This is a genomic window from Brevibacterium sp. CSND-B09 (genome assembly GCF_052906525.1).
Window position 1 is genome coordinate 4042716 of the sequence record NZ_JBREGI010000001.1, and the last position, 12953, is coordinate 4055668.

17 protein-coding genes are annotated in these 12953 nt (G+C 64.7%); 11 read left to right on the forward strand and 6 right to left on the reverse strand.

The genetic code is table 11. The annotated features are described in order from the left end of the window. The first annotated feature begins 156 nt into the window (after positions 1-156). Together ACU4IU_RS18010 and ACU4IU_RS18015 are read left to right on the forward strand one after the other, a co-directional pair. Entirely contained in the window at positions 157-858 is a 702-nt protein-coding gene (locus ACU4IU_RS18010) for a ribonuclease H family protein (protein ID WP_172169593.1), read from the forward strand. After that, positions 855-2453, forward strand: coding sequence for an ABC-F family ATP-binding cassette domain-containing protein (locus ACU4IU_RS18015; protein WP_092013696.1), 1599 nt, complete (start codon positions 855-857; stop codon positions 2451-2453). Before ACU4IU_RS18010 ends, ACU4IU_RS18015 begins: the two co-directional genes overlap by 4 nt. Positions 2454-2459: 6 nt before the next feature. Here ACU4IU_RS18015 and ACU4IU_RS18020 read toward each other — a convergent pair whose 3' ends face one another. The 3 genes from ACU4IU_RS18020 to ACU4IU_RS18030 are packed head-to-tail and all read right to left on the reverse strand — an operon-like array spanning position 2460 to position 4116. Next, on the reverse strand, positions 2460-3362 hold the full coding sequence (locus ACU4IU_RS18020; RefSeq protein WP_446657510.1) for an SURF1 family cytochrome oxidase biogenesis protein: 903 nt from the start codon (positions 3360-3362) through the stop codon (positions 2460-2462). Further along, a complete protein-coding gene (locus ACU4IU_RS18025; protein WP_101544269.1) occupies positions 3359-3571 on the reverse strand; it encodes a hypothetical protein in 213 nt (70 codons plus the stop codon). Before ACU4IU_RS18025 ends, ACU4IU_RS18020 begins: the two co-directional genes overlap by 4 nt. Beyond that, entirely contained in the window at positions 3568-4116 is a 549-nt protein-coding gene (locus ACU4IU_RS18030) for a DUF3099 domain-containing protein (RefSeq protein ID WP_446657511.1), read from the reverse strand. Before ACU4IU_RS18030 ends, ACU4IU_RS18025 begins: the two co-directional genes overlap by 4 nt. Before the next feature lie 100 nt (positions 4117-4216). Between ACU4IU_RS18030 and ACU4IU_RS18035 the strand changes: the two genes are divergently transcribed. From ACU4IU_RS18035 to ACU4IU_RS18045, 3 genes are all read left to right on the forward strand, one after another. After that, positions 4217-4927 (forward strand): beta-ketoacyl-ACP reductase, encoded by a 711-nt coding sequence (locus tag ACU4IU_RS18035; protein WP_139908064.1) that lies wholly within the window; start codon positions 4217-4219, stop codon positions 4925-4927. A gap of 147 nt (positions 4928-5074) precedes the next feature. Beyond that, complete coding sequence (fabI, locus tag ACU4IU_RS18040; RefSeq protein WP_101544266.1) at positions 5075-5833, forward strand: enoyl-ACP reductase FabI; 759 nt, start codon at positions 5075-5077, stop codon at positions 5831-5833. Positions 5834-5841: 8 nt separating this feature from the next. Beyond that, a complete protein-coding gene (locus ACU4IU_RS18045) occupies positions 5842-6348 on the forward strand; it encodes a SixA phosphatase family protein (RefSeq protein ID WP_420095870.1) in 507 nt (168 codons plus the stop codon). 130 nt (positions 6349-6478) lie between these two features. Here ACU4IU_RS18045 and serB read toward each other — a convergent pair whose 3' ends face one another. Together serB and ACU4IU_RS18055 are read right to left on the reverse strand one after the other, a co-directional pair. Beyond that, entirely contained in the window at positions 6479-7156 is a 678-nt protein-coding gene (gene serB, locus ACU4IU_RS18050) for a phosphoserine phosphatase SerB (protein ID WP_446657512.1), read from the reverse strand. After that, a complete protein-coding gene (locus ACU4IU_RS18055; protein ID WP_446657513.1) occupies positions 7153-7887 on the reverse strand; it encodes a hypothetical protein in 735 nt (244 codons plus the stop codon). The genes serB and ACU4IU_RS18055 overlap by 4 nt, the downstream gene beginning before the upstream one ends. A 44-nt stretch (positions 7888-7931) precedes the next feature. On the opposite strand from ACU4IU_RS18055, the gene ACU4IU_RS18060 reads away from it, so the two are divergent. From ACU4IU_RS18060 to ACU4IU_RS18085, 6 genes are read left to right on the forward strand one after another with little or no spacing between them, the layout of a single operon-like run. After that, the gene (locus ACU4IU_RS18060; protein ID WP_139908060.1) at positions 7932-8717 is read left to right on the forward strand and encodes an ABC transporter ATP-binding protein; all 786 of its coding nucleotides are present in this window, start codon (positions 7932-7934) and stop codon (positions 8715-8717) included. Positions 8718-8719: 2 nt separating this feature from the next. Continuing rightward, positions 8720-9556, forward strand: a complete 837-nt coding sequence (locus ACU4IU_RS18065; RefSeq protein ID WP_446657514.1) for a sulfite exporter TauE/SafE family protein — start codon at positions 8720-8722, stop codon at positions 9554-9556. A gap of 54 nt (positions 9557-9610) precedes the next feature. Next, a complete protein-coding gene (locus ACU4IU_RS18070) occupies positions 9611-10516 on the forward strand; it encodes a TrmH family RNA methyltransferase (RefSeq protein ID WP_446657515.1) in 906 nt (301 codons plus the stop codon). A 32-nt stretch (positions 10517-10548) separates the two neighbouring features. After that, positions 10549-11085 (forward strand): virulence RhuM family protein, encoded by a 537-nt coding sequence (locus tag ACU4IU_RS18075; RefSeq protein WP_446657516.1) that lies wholly within the window; start codon positions 10549-10551, stop codon positions 11083-11085. 20 nt (positions 11086-11105) lie between these two features. After that, positions 11106-11465 carry a hypothetical protein gene (locus ACU4IU_RS18080; RefSeq protein ID WP_446657517.1) on the forward strand — a complete coding sequence of 120 codons (360 nt, stop codon included), beginning with the start codon at positions 11106-11108 and terminating at the stop codon, positions 11463-11465. Positions 11466-11497: 32 nt separating this feature from the next. Continuing rightward, positions 11498-12268: a phosphatase gene (locus tag ACU4IU_RS18085; protein WP_446657518.1), complete on the forward strand. Its 771-nt coding sequence runs from the start codon at positions 11498-11500 to the stop codon at positions 12266-12268. Between the two features lie 45 nt (positions 12269-12313). Here the strand turns inward: ACU4IU_RS18085 and ACU4IU_RS18090 are convergent, their stop codons facing one another. After that, the gene (locus ACU4IU_RS18090) at positions 12314-12865 is read right to left on the reverse strand and encodes a YbaK/EbsC family protein (protein WP_446657519.1); all 552 of its coding nucleotides are present in this window, start codon (positions 12863-12865) and stop codon (positions 12314-12316) included. Between the last annotated feature and the right edge of the window lie 88 nt (positions 12866-12953).

Sequence of the window (12953 nt, forward strand, 5' to 3'; positions counted from 1 at the left end):
CCGAGGCGGGGCGACCTGAGAAGGTCAGCCCCTCCTCGGCGATCGTCGTCCGATCCGGCAATCGTGTCCGGGCGGGGTCGCGGAGATCACCGCCCCACGGACCGAGAACCCGAGAGCGGCGTGAAAGAATGGAATCCGACTTTCCAAGGAGAACCATTGACGATCATCGCTGCCGCCGACGGATCCGCGCTCGGCAACCCCGGACCCGCCGGGTGGGCCTGGTACATCGACGACACCTCCTGGCATGCCGGCGGGTGGAAGAACGCGACGAACAACCGCGGTGAGCTCATGGCCGTCCTCGACCTGCTCCGGTCGACCGCGGACAGCGACGACGAGCTGAAGATATACTGTGATTCGCAGTACGTCATCAACGCCCTGACCAAATGGATGCCGGGGTGGAAACGCAAAGGGTGGAAGAAGGCCGATGGAAAAGAAGTCCTCAACAAGGACCTCTTAGCGTCTCTCGATGAGGCACTGAGCGGGCGGACTGTCGAGTTCGAGTGGGTCAAAGGACACAACAACCACGAACTCAATGAGGCCGCCGATGATCGCGCACGTGCGGCTGCCACCGCCTTCCAAAAGGGCACGTCCGTGCCGGAAGGCCCAGGATACGTCCCCGCGGGGACGTCGACCGCGACGGCCGACGATGATCCGGCAGACGACCCGACGGAACCTGTTGCTCAGGACGATGTTTCCGTCGAGCCCGTGACCGCAGCGGCCGGGCCGGACACCACTGTCGTGTCCTGTCGTGTGCCGTCCTCAGTCGCAGATGAACTCGTCGCCCGGGCAGAGGCCCGCGGCATCCACCCCCAAGAATTTCTGGCCGAACTCATCGGCCGCAGTTTGGAGACAGAATGATTCAGGCCTCCGGCCTCGAAGTCGCCGTCGGCGCCCGCACCCTCATGTCCGAGGTGTCCTTCCGCGTCGACAAGGGCGACCGAGTCGGTCTCGTCGGCCGCAACGGCGCCGGCAAGACGACCCTGACCAAGGTGATCATGGGCGGACACCCGGCGCAATCCGGTTCCGTGTCGATCTCCGGCACCGTCGGCTATCTGCCGCAGGATCCGCGCAGCGGTGACCTCACCGCCACCGGAATGGAACGCATCCTCTCGGTGCGCGACCTCGACGTCCTCGTCAAGCGTCTGCGCAAGGCCGAACGGCAGATGGCCTCACCGGACGAGAAGGTGGCCACGAAGGCCATCGACCGCTACCCGCGCATCGAAGCGGAGTTCATCGCCGCCGGCGGCTATGCAGCCGAATCCGAAGCCTTCGCGATCGCCGCGAACCTCGGCCTCGACGAGGCCCTGATCAGCCAGGAGATCGGGACGCTCTCCGGCGGTCAGCGCCGCCGTGTGGAACTCGCCCGGATCCTGTTCTCGGCCCCGGACACGATGATCCTCGACGAGCCGACGAACCACCTCGACGCCGAATCCGTGCTGTGGCTGCGCGACCACCTCAAGGCCTACTCCGGTGGTCTGATCATCATCAGCCACGACCTCGATCTCATCGACGAAGTGGTCAACAAGGTCTTCTTCCTCGACGCCACCCGTCAGACCATCGACATCTACTCGATGGGCTACCGGCTCTACCTCAAACAGCGTGAGGACGATGAGCGGCGTCGCCGCCGCGAACGTGCCAATGCCGAGAAGAAGGCCGCGGCGCTCAACGCCCAGGCGAACAAGATGATGGCGAAGGCGACGAAGACCGTCGCCGCCCAGCAGATGGCCAAGCGTGCCGACCGACTGCTCGCCGGTCTCGAGGACGAACGCGCCACGGAGAAGGTCGCGAATCTGCGCTTCCCGGCCCCGGCCGACTGCGGACGTGTGCCGCTGACGGCCGAAGGACTCTCTCGCAGCTTCGGTTCGACCGAGGTGTTCACCGGTGTCGACCTCGCTATCGACAAGGGCACACGAGTCGTCGTACTCGGCTACAACGGCGCCGGAAAGACGACGCTGCTGCGTCTGCTCGCCGGACTCGACGAACCCGACTCCGGAGAAGTCGTGCCCGGACACGGCCTCAAGCTCGGCTACTACGCGCAGGAGCATGAGACCCTCGACCTCGAACGCACAGTGCTGGAGAACATGTCGCGGAACTCTCCGCATCTCGATGACACCGCGGTGCGCAATGTGCTCGGTTCGTTCCTCTTCAGTGGTGACGATGTGCACAAACCCGCCGGGGTCCTCTCCGGCGGCGAGAAGACGCGTCTGGCTCTGGCGACCCTCGTGGTCTCGAGCGCGAACGTGCTGCTGCTCGACGAGCCGACGAACAACCTCGATCCGGCCTCCCGCGAGGAGATCCTCTCGGCGATCCGCCGCTATGAAGGTGCGATCGTGCTCGTCACCCACGATGAGGGTGCGGTGTCCGCGCTCGACCCCGACCGCGTGCTGCTGCTGCCCGACGGCGACGAGGACCTGTGGAACGACACGTACCTCGATCTCGTCACGCTCGCCTGAGCAAGTTCACTTTGAGCGGAAGCGCTCCTCGAACAGGGCATCCTCATCGGCTTCGGCCTGCCCGCGCACGGTGGGCGAGGCCCAGCGGTTGCGGCCATAGCGGCTGCCGGGCTGGCTGATCTTCGCGCCCGCGTCGAGGGCGGCCTTGTCGATGACGACCATTTCGTTCTCGACAGCGCCGTGCTCGACCGCCTCGGCGGCTGCCTTGCGCTCACGTCGGGCCGAGATGACCACGGCGATGATGATCATGATTCCGAAGGCGAACCACTGGAGCATATAGGACAGGTGGTTGCCCGGATCGAGCTCGGGCATCGGCAGCGGGGTCAGCCCCTCTTCCGGGGCACCGCCTGTCTCCGCCGGTGAGGCCTCGACGTAGACATGCGAATAGGCATCGTCCATTCCCGGAATGCGCGCGGGATCGATGGCTTTGATGAGGCCCTTCGGGTTCTCATCCTCGGATCCGTCCTGAGCGGGACGCAGATGGGCGACCACGGTCTGCTGACCCCGTGGAGCGGGCGGCACGGAATCCTGTTCGGCGGTGAAGCCGCGGATGACGGCGATCGTCGATCCGCCGGTGATCTCGAACGGAGTCACCACATAGAAGCCGGGTTTGTCTTCGACCGTCCGGTTGCGTGCGAGGACGGTGTCCTCGTCGGAGAACGATCCGGTCAGCTCCACCTGGGTCCACTCATCGGTGGTCTCCAGCGTCGAATTCGGTGTCGAGAGCACCGAGGTGATGTCGACGGGTTCGGCGGAGTAGTTCGTGGTGATCGTCGCGATCTCCTGCTCCCGCTGATCGCGGCGGTCCTTCTGCCACAGGGCGAGGAACACGCAGGCGATGATGACGATGATCGCCATGGCGATGTATTTGAGCCAGCGTGCGGAGAAGAGGAAGGAATAGCGGCTCAACCTGCGTCCTCCGGAATCTCGTCGACGGAGACGTCGGTGATGAAGAAGTCGCGCAGAGTCAGGAAGTCACGCAGATAGTCGAGGTGCTCATCACAGGCCAACCACGTCTTCTTCCGCTCGGGAGTGTGGACGCGGGGATTGTTCCACAGCAGGGCGCGGGTCGCGAACGCCCGGCATTCCTTCGCGGAACACTGCAGCTGCTCGCTCAAGCCTGGTCCCTCCTGTCCTCGTCGTTGTCGTCGACGGTCTCACCTTGGACGGTGTCGCCCGGGACCGTCTCGCCCCGGATCGTTTCGTGTCGGTGATCCGCGCCTGGACCTGTCTCGTCAGGGGCGCTGCCTCGGGTATCTGAGCCGCCTCGGGGATCTGCACCGTCGACCGTCTCGTCATCGGCCGTCTCCCCTCCGAGAGTGTCGCCGGAGATCGTCTCACCGCGCGCCGGCGGCAGCTCTGTCAGCGGGGCCTGTTCGAGCAGGGCGGAACGATCATCTCGGGTGCGTTCGCGGCCCGCATTGGCGAAGATCACCGCAGGGTAGGGGAGGACGACCGCCCCTGCCACGCAGATCCACATGAGGATGTGCATATCTGCGACGAAAGCGAAATAGGCGGCCACGAAGCAGACCGTCCTGATGCCCATGGTGATCGAATACTTGATGATCCGAGACCGCATATCGTCATCAAGGGCGGTGTCTGCCGTTGTGATCTGCTGAGCGTGCCTGACCATATCCTTCTTCGATCGATGACTGCCAAACATGATACTCGTCCTTTGTGAGAGTCGTATCCATCGGCCAAAGGACAGGATAGGTTTGTCCACGATAGATTTGAAGAACACAGTCGATCAACAGGAGACCAACGTGTCAGAACCACGCACAGTCCTCGTCACCGGCGGCAACCGCGGAATCGGTCGCACCATCGCCGAGGAATTCCTCGCCCAGGGGGACAAGGTGGCAGTCACCTCCCGCAACGGTCAGGCCCCGGAGGGAGCGCTGGCCGTGGCCGCCGATGTCACCGACAGCGAATCGATCGATCGGGCGTTCACCGAGATCGAGGAGAAGCTCGGTCCCGTCGAGGTCGTCGTGGCCAATGCCGGAATCACCGCCGACAATCTGCTCATGCGGATGAACGATGACGAATTCGAGTCCGTCATCAACACGAACCTCACCGGTGCCTTCCGCACCGTCAAGCGCGGAATCACCGGGATGATCCGCGCGAAGAAGGGCCGCATCGTCCTCATCTCCTCGGTGTCGGGTCTCTACGGCGTGCCCGGTCAGGCGAACTACTCGGCCTCGAAGGCCGGTCTCGTCGGCTTCGCCCGCTCCATCACCCGTGAGGTCGGCTCCCGCGGAATCACCGCCAATGTCGTCGCCCCGGGCTTCATCCGCACTGATATGACCGATGAGCTCAGCGAGAAGCAGCGATCAGAGTACCTCGCCACCATCCCGGCGAAGCGATTCGCCGAACCCGGTGAGGTCGCCAAGGTCGTCCGTTGGATGGCCTCCGATGAAGCCGCTTACATCTCCGGTGCCGTCATCCCCGTCGACGGCGGACTGGGCATGGGCCACTGACTCAGACGGCGCTGAGCCGGTCACAACCGGATCCTCGGCCGCAGACGATGCGGCCCCGCCGGGCCGCAGCCCGTAGACTTCGATACAGGGACACCGCCCGAAGCGGCGTCATGCACACGCAACCACCTTCCTTTCGAAAGGACCACCATGGGAATTCTTGACGGAAAGCGCATTCTCGTCACCGGCGTGCTCACCGAGGCGTCGATCGCCTTCGCCGCTGCTCGCATCGCACAGGAGCAGGGAGCCGAGGTCATTCTCTCGAGCTTCGGTCGCCAGATGAAGATCACTCAGGTGATCGCCGAACGCCTACCCGAGACTCCGCAGGTCATCGAACTCGACGCCACGAACGAAGAGGACCTCGCGGCCCTGCCCGAGCGCCTCGGCGGCAACATCGACGGAATCGTCCACGCCATCGCCTTCGCTCCGAAGGACGCCCTCGGCGGAGTCTTCCTCGACACCCCGTGGGACTCCGTGTCCGCGGCCATCCACGTCTCCGCCTACTCGCTCAAGGCCATCGCCGTGGCCGCGAAGCCCGTGCTCAACAAGGGCGCCGGAATCGTCGGACTGACCTTCGACGCGACCATCTCCTGGCCGGTCTACGACTGGATGGGTGTGGCCAAGGCCGCCTTCGAATCGACCGCCCGCTACCTCGCCAAGTACGTCGGCGAAGACGGCGTGCGCGTCAACCTCGTCTCCGCGGGACCGCTGAAGACCACCGCCGCAACTTCCATCCCCGGCTTCGGCACGCTCGAAGACATGTGGGGCGACCGCGCACCCCTGGGCTGGGACCAGAAGGACACCACTCCTGCCGGCAAGGCCATCGTCGCCCTGCTCTCCGACTGGTTCCCCGCCACTACCGGCGAGATGATCCACGTCGACGGCGGATTCCACTCCACCGGCGCCTGAGACCACTCATGCCTGTGCTCATCCTCGCCCGCCACGCCAAGGCGGAAGCGCACGGTCCGACCGACTTCGAACGGTCCCTGGATGCGAAGGGTCTGGCTCAAGCGGTCGAGGCCGGAGCCGAGATCGCCGAGCGCTGGTCACCCGATGTGGCCATCGCCTCGGCGGCCAGGCGCACCGTGCAGACCGGACAGGCTGTCGTCGAAGCCGTCAACCGCGCTCATGGAGGAACTCTCGACGAACCGGGTGACCTGACCCTGCGCGAGGATCCCTCGCTGTATTCCGGGTCCGTCCACGACTGGTTGGATGCGATCAACTCGATTCCCGCGGATGCGCAGTGCGCGTATATCGTGGGCCATCAGCCGACCGTCGCCGAGGTGGTCGGCCACCTCAATCCGGAAGGCGGGGTTCCCGATACGTTCCGTCCCTCGTCGATCGCGGTCTTCGACCTCGAGAGCTGGGACGTGGAGCCGGGACACTACCCGGCCCCGCAGATCCGGGTCTTCCACGGAGTCTGAACGCACCGTCTGACCGACGCGATCTGTCGACAAGACGGCTGTGGCGCTGACGAAACATTCGTCAGCGCCACAGGCGTCTTCGGTCAGTCAGCGCTCAACGGCGCCGGTGCCACACCCTCGGACGGATCGCTCACACGTCTGCACGCGCAGCGACCAGGTCGATGACGGCTCGCAGGTCGCGTGTCTCCACGGACGCGTCCGCTGCGGCGACGAGAGCCGGCTTCGCACAGAAGGCGACTCCGAGACCGGCGGCTTCGACCATGCCGATGTCATTGGCGCCGTCACCGATCGCCACCGAGGCGGCACGATCGTATCCGCCGGCTGCGAGCAGATCCTCGAAGATCTCGGCCTTGGCGTTCGGGTCGATGACACGGCCGTTCGTCCGCCCGGTCAGCAGCCCGTCATGGATGTCGAGTCCGTTGGCGAAGACGTCGGTGATGCCCAGCTGTGCGGCGACGGGAGCAATGATGGCGGTGAAGCCGCCCGACACCAGAGCCACCTGGCCACCCGAGGAGTGCACTGCCGCGACCAGGTCGGCGGCTCCCTCGGTGAGGGTGATCTGCTCTCGCACCTCATCGAGCACGGTCTCCGGCAGCCCGCTCAGCAGGGCGACCCGTTCGGCCAGGGATTCGGCGAAGTCGAGGTCTCCGGCCATGGCGCGTTCGGTGATGTCGGCGACCTTGTCTCCGACCCCGGCATGGGCGGCGATGAGGTCGATGACCTCTTCGTTGATGAACGTCGAGTCGACGTCCATGACGAGCAGTTGGACGGGGATCTGGGAGGCGGTGGCCTGAGGCGTCTCATTCACCCCTTCATCGTAGCCACTGCCATGATGTAGTCCGCGGCGGCGGGGTGCAGCTGAGACAGCAGCGCACCGAACTCTGGCGGGGCGACGGTCGCAGGTGCGAGCACGGTGCGCATCCGGTGGTGGATGTCGAGGGCGGCGTAGATCGCTCGGGAATCCGCCTCAGTGGGGATGAGCCGGGAGATCGGGTGCATCGTCGACAGCTCCTCTTGCCAGTCACGCCACGGCCCCTGCCGCCAGTCCTCGGGAACGTCGATGGTCTCGACGAGGCGTAAGCCCTCCATCACCAGCAGGCGCAGACGCCGCAGCGCCTCGGGGGCGGACCCGACCGTGACGGGGCGGAAGACGGTGGGCGCACAGGCGATGATCTCGACGTTCGCCTCGGCGCCGATGAGGGCGATCGCCGCCTGCTCATCGCCGCGATGGAGGACGACGGGGGCGGTGTGGCGTCCGACCTTCGTCCGGGCGGTGCGATCGACCGGGGGAGTCGCATGCGGCAGAGACGGGTGGTGCAGCGCCAAGCGCGCATGGGTGATTCCCGAGGCGGCCGCCTCAGCGATGAAGAGCAGCAGACCGGTGGGAACGACCGAGTCGAAGACCTCATCGAAGACGATGAGAGGAACATCACGATCATCGTCGAGGAACGCAGAGGTCACCTCGTCAGGGGGCAGGGTCGAGCGCAGACGGTGGTTGAGGGCCAGGGTCAGCAGCAGTGAGTCGGTCGTGAGGTCCATGTCGAACCAGGATAGACGGCTCGTCTGCGATAGAGTCTGAAGATATGAGTGAAGTCCTGAATCTGGATTCTGTGTCCGTGCGCCGGGGGACGAATTTCCTCCTCGACGATTTCTCGCTGACCGTCGCCGAAGGCGAGCACTGGGCAGTGCTCGGACCCAATGGTGCGGGCAAGACGACCCTGCTCGAAATCGCGGCCGGTCGCATGCATCCGACGACGGGTACGGTCAACATCCTCGAGGAGCAGCTCGGCCGCGTCGATGTGTTCGAGCTGCGCCCGCGCATCGGGTATGCCTCGACGATTCTGGCCAACCGCATTCCGAGTTCCGAAGCGGTCCTCGATACCGTGCTCACCGCCGCCTACGGCGTCACTGGACGTTGGGTGGAGGAGTACGAGCAGGACGATATCGAGCGTGCCCGCGATCTGCTGGCCGCGTTCCACATCACTCACTTGGCCGATCGCACCTTCGGTACGCTGTCCGAGGGCGAGCGCAAGCGTGTGCAGATCGCGCGCGCGCTCATGACCGACCCGGAGCTTCTGCTGCTTGACGAGCCGGCGTCCGGACTCGACTTCGGCGGGCGTGAGGAGCTGCTCGGCGCACTCTCGGAGATCCTGTCATCGAAGTGGGCGCCGGCCACGATCATGGTCACCCACCACGTCGAGGAGATTCCGGAGGGCATCACGCATGTGCTGCTGCTGTCCGAGGGCACCGATCTGGCCGCAGGTCCGATCGAGGAGACCCTGACGGCGGAGAACCTTGCGGCGACCTTCGGCATCGACGTCAAGCTCACCCGGGACGGTCAGCGCTACCACGCACGTTCCGCCCTCTGAGCATGGAGTTTCTGGCGAACCTGAGCCTCGAGCCGTGGCAGATCGGCCTTGTCATCGTCGCCGGAATCGCGGCAGGAGGCATCAACGCCGTCGTCGGCTCCGGAACGCTCATCACCTTCCCGGCGCTCGTCGCCTTCGGAGTGCCGCCGGTGGTGTCGACGATGAGCAACGCTGTCGGTCTCATCCCCGGCAATATCGCCTCCTCGTTCGGATACCGTGAAGAGCTGCGAGGGCAGTGGAAACGGATTCTCGGATACGTTCCCGCCTCTCTGCTCGGGTCGCTGACCGGTGCGTATCTGCTGCTGCACCTGCCCGAGGATGCTTTCGAGACGATCGTGCCGGTCCTCCTCGTCGTGGCCTTGATCATGGTGGTCGGGCAGCCGTACCTCTCCCGCTACCTGAAGAACCGGTCCCTGCGCCGGGCCGAGGCTGCCGGCGTCGAGCATCGGGCCGCCAGGGCGGGGGATCGCCTGTCCACGGGCCGGTACATCGTCGTGCTCATCGTCGTCTTCCTCACCGCGATCTACGGCGGCTACTTCGCCGCCGCCCAGGGCATCATCCTCATCGCCCTGCTCGGTCTGCTGCTGCCCGATGATTTGCAGCGACTCAACGGGCTGAAGAACGTCCTCGTCCTCGTCGTCAATACGGTCTCGGCAAGCACGTACATCATCGTCGGCCACGACCGGATCAACTGGATCGCCGTTGTCTGCATCGCCATCGGCTCACTCATCGGCGGGTACTTCGGTGCCCGAATCGGGCGGAAGTTCTCGCCCGTACTGCTGCGCGCCGTCATCGTGGCCCTCGGACTCGTCGCGATCTGGAGGATCCTCACGCTGTGAACGGAGTTCCGCTGTGAACGGGAGCACGCTGTGAACACTCCGGCCAAGGCACCCATGACCCGCCAGCAGGTCATCGATCGGTCCGCTGAGCTCGGGATCGTCGTCGAGCGTCTGCGCTTCTTCGACGAAGCGGACCTGACTTCTGGAAGCCAGGGCGATGATTCCGGCGATGCCCTGCACGGGCGCCTCGAGGGCATGCGCGACTACACGCAGCTGACCGATGTCGCCCTGCGCAGCGTGCGTGAACCCGCCGAGGGGCTGTTCATCGCCGAATCCTCGAAGATCATCCGCCGCGCTCATGCAGCCGGCCTCTCGCCACGGTCGTTCCTCACCAGCCCGAAATGGCTGTTCGACCTGGCCGACATCATCTCTGAGAGCAATGTGCCGATCTTCATCGGCACGGATGCCGCTGTGGAGTCCCTGACCGGATTCCACCTCCACCGAGGAGCTCTGGCCGCCATGGGCCGACCGGCCCTTCCCGACCCCGCGGCCTTGGTCGCCGATGCCAAGCGAATCGTCGTCATCGAAGACATCGTCGACCATACGAACGTCGGCGCCATCTTCCGTTCTGCGGCCGCATTCGGCGTCGACGCCGTGCTCGTGACCCCGCGCTGCGCGGATCCGCTCTATCGCCGGTCGATCCGTGTGTCCATGGGCACGGTGTTCCAGGTGCCGTGGACGCGCATCGACCCGTGGCCTGCCGGAATCTCTGCCCTGCACGACGCCGGCTTCCACGTGGCTGCCCTGGCACTCGACGATGATTCTGTGGGGCTGCGCGACTTCGCCGCCTCGGCACCGGAGCGCACCGCAGTCGTCTTCGGCACTGAAGGCGAAGGACTCCGGCGATCGACGATCGCCGCCTGTGACTCGACCGTGATGATCCCCATGAGCGGGGGAGTGGACTCCCTCAACGTCGCGGCCGCCTCGGCGGTCACCTGCTTCGCCCTGCAGGACGAGTGAGTCGTATCAGTGGCGCACTTTGACGTTTGATTATGAGCAATTCGATTGAGCTGTATCCGACCGCTGACGGTGACACCGCGCTCGAGGTGCGCACTGATTCCGATACCGTTTGGCTGACACGGCATCAGCTTTCGCATCTGTTCGGACGTGATGTGAAGACGATCGGCAAACATATCAACAACGCTCTGCGGGAGGAACTCGACGGTGAGCCAACTGTCGCAAAATTTGCGACAGTTCAGAAAGAAGGCGCCCGAACCGTCACACGTATGGTTGAGCACTACAGCCTCGACATGGTCCTGTCGGTGGGATTTCGAGTGAAGTCGTCGGAAGGAGTGCGATTTCGCCGTTGGGCAAACGATGTCCTTCATCGCTATGCGATCGAAGGAGCCGCCGTCAACCTACGGCGGTTGTCAGAATTGGGAAAGATTGTCAGCGTGCTGACGAGGTCGCAGGACGAATTGGTTGCGGGGGTTGCCGACGTACTGTCAACGTACCTGCCAAGTCTCACCATGCTCAGAGATTATGACGAAGGATACTTGTCGTCGAAATCGAGCTCCGTGCCTGGATGAGAATTGACCCTGGAAGCAGCATGCAGAATCATCGGCGGACTGTCATTGGCATTTCCCGACGACAAATTGCTGGGGAGGGAACGAGGCGATGCTCTAGGGGCTGTCATCGGGGCGATCTATCAGGGGTTCGGAGACCACGAACCCTATCCGACCGCCGAAGAGAAGACCACCCCCTCTCCGACGGCAACAAGCGCAGCGCCGCGGCGCTGTTCGTCACCTTCCTTGACCGCAACGGCGCGCTGATCGACCCCGATGGCAACAGGCGAGTCGACAACAATGCGCTGGCAGCGATGACGCTGCTGGTCGCGATGAGTGAACCTTCCGAGAAGGAACTGATGATCGCGCTCATCATCCGTATGATCGTCTCAGAAAGACAGTGATCATTCCCGCAGTCATGACGGAGAGGACCCCAGTGGACCGCAGCACCCTAGCCCTTGCTCTTGAAGCCGGACGGATCACCGGGGAGGTCGCCACACCGAGAGAGAACAACCTCTCGCACATCCACCGGTTCCTCGACCAGGAACGCCAATTCGACTTCGGCGTCGAACTCACCCGCGACTGGGACTATGACTCAGTGTTCGCGCTCATGGTCGAACGCTGCGGCCTGCGGCCCGATCCCGAGTTCGTCGAAGGCGTGGACACGATCTCCACCGAAGGCTGCATCGACGCTCTGGAGAAGCTCGCCGAGGCGGTCGGCCAGGTCGCCCGCGCCGGCGGCCGGATCCTCTTCGCCACCGGACATCCGGCAGGACTGCTGCCCGTGCATATGGCAATTGCCGCCGCGGCGAAAAACGCCGGCGCCGTCATCGACACCCATGATCACTTCATCCCGGTCCCGGAGATCGGCGGCGACGTCCGTCAGATCCACAATGTGTGGACCTGGCACCAGCATGGCGGCAGCCCGCACACCCACCTGGCTGAACCGATGCATGCGCTGCTCAACGACTTCGCCGCCCGCGGCGGGTCGGCCCCGGACCTCGTTGTGGCCGATCATGGTTGGGCTGGTGCTGCCTCGAGCCGGGGACTGCGAACTATCGGCTACGCCGACTGCAACGATCCCGCCCTTTTCGTCGCCGAGGCGCAGGGGCAGATCGAAGCCACCATCCCCTTGGACGATGATGTGGTGCCAAACCTCTACGCCCCGCTCATCGACTACGTCATCGAACGAGCGGGACTGAACTGACGGGCAGCATCTGGCTGACGGACGGCGCGGGACCGAGCGCCACGGTCAGCCGATCTCGTTCGCGAGATCCTCGATCACCTCGGCGCCGGGCAGGGACGCGAGTGCGGATCCGGAGAGGAGCAGCTTGGAGCCGCGGATACCGGAACCGATGATGAGTTCGTCGGCCTCCGCAACGCGGGAGTCGATGAGCACCCGATAATTCTCCGGCAGGCCGATCGGTCCGATGCCGCCGTACTCCATCCCCGATTCGTTCACGGCGCGTTCGAGCGGCAGGAACGAGGCCTTGCGGACATCGAGGAGCTTCTTGACCCGCTTGTTGACGTCGGCGCGGGTGTTCGCCAGCACCATGCAGGCGGCGATCCGCTCCTCGCCGCCCCGCGAGCCGGCGACGAGAACGCAGTTCGCCGAAGTGGCCGGAGGCAGATCCGTGGCATCGAGGAGAGCAGCGGTATCGGCGATCTGCGGATCGATATCGAAGACGTCGACATCGCCGGAGACCGTGGACAAGGCGGCGGCCGTCGATTCGGCCATGAGTTCGGTGGCGGTGGCGGCGGGTCGGAGAGTGAACTGAGTGGAGAGGCGTTCCTTCGTGGTCATGGCCACAGTTTAGGAGATCCGTGTCGAATCGCTTTGTCCGGGCCCATCAGTTAGAATCGATTGTCGCTCCGTGTCCGGTTCCTACGGT

What these genes read in the sequence shown, in the direction of transcription:
- ACU4IU_RS18055 (WP_446657513.1), bottom strand. Translation starts at nt 7,887, where the DNA reads ATGGACCTCACGACCGACTCACTGCTGCTGACCCTGGCCCTCAACCAC.
- ACU4IU_RS18030 (WP_446657511.1), bottom strand. Translation starts at nt 4,116, where the DNA reads ATGTTTGGCAGTCATCGATCGAAGAAGGATATGGTCAGGCACGCTCAG.
- ACU4IU_RS18065 (WP_446657514.1), top strand. Translation starts at nt 8,720, where the DNA reads ATGGAGTTTCTGGCGAACCTGAGCCTCGAGCCGTGGCAGATCGGCCTT.
- ACU4IU_RS18090 (WP_446657519.1), bottom strand. Translation starts at nt 12,865, where the DNA reads ATGACCACGAAGGAACGCCTCTCCACTCAGTTCACTCTCCGACCCGCC.
- ACU4IU_RS18060 (WP_139908060.1), top strand. Translation starts at nt 7,932, where the DNA reads ATGAGTGAAGTCCTGAATCTGGATTCTGTGTCCGTGCGCCGGGGGACG.
- ACU4IU_RS18075 (WP_446657516.1), top strand. Translation starts at nt 10,549, where the DNA reads ATGAGCAATTCGATTGAGCTGTATCCGACCGCTGACGGTGACACCGCG.
- ACU4IU_RS18045 (WP_420095870.1), top strand. Translation starts at nt 5,842, where the DNA reads ATGCCTGTGCTCATCCTCGCCCGCCACGCCAAGGCGGAAGCGCACGGT.
- fabI (WP_101544266.1), top strand. Translation starts at nt 5,075, where the DNA reads ATGGGAATTCTTGACGGAAAGCGCATTCTCGTCACCGGCGTGCTCACC.
- ACU4IU_RS18015 (WP_092013696.1), top strand. Translation starts at nt 855, where the DNA reads ATGATTCAGGCCTCCGGCCTCGAAGTCGCCGTCGGCGCCCGCACCCTC.
- ACU4IU_RS18080 (WP_446657517.1), top strand. Translation starts at nt 11,106, where the DNA reads ATGCAGAATCATCGGCGGACTGTCATTGGCATTTCCCGACGACAAATT.
- ACU4IU_RS18070 (WP_446657515.1), top strand. Translation starts at nt 9,611, where the DNA reads ATGACCCGCCAGCAGGTCATCGATCGGTCCGCTGAGCTCGGGATCGTC.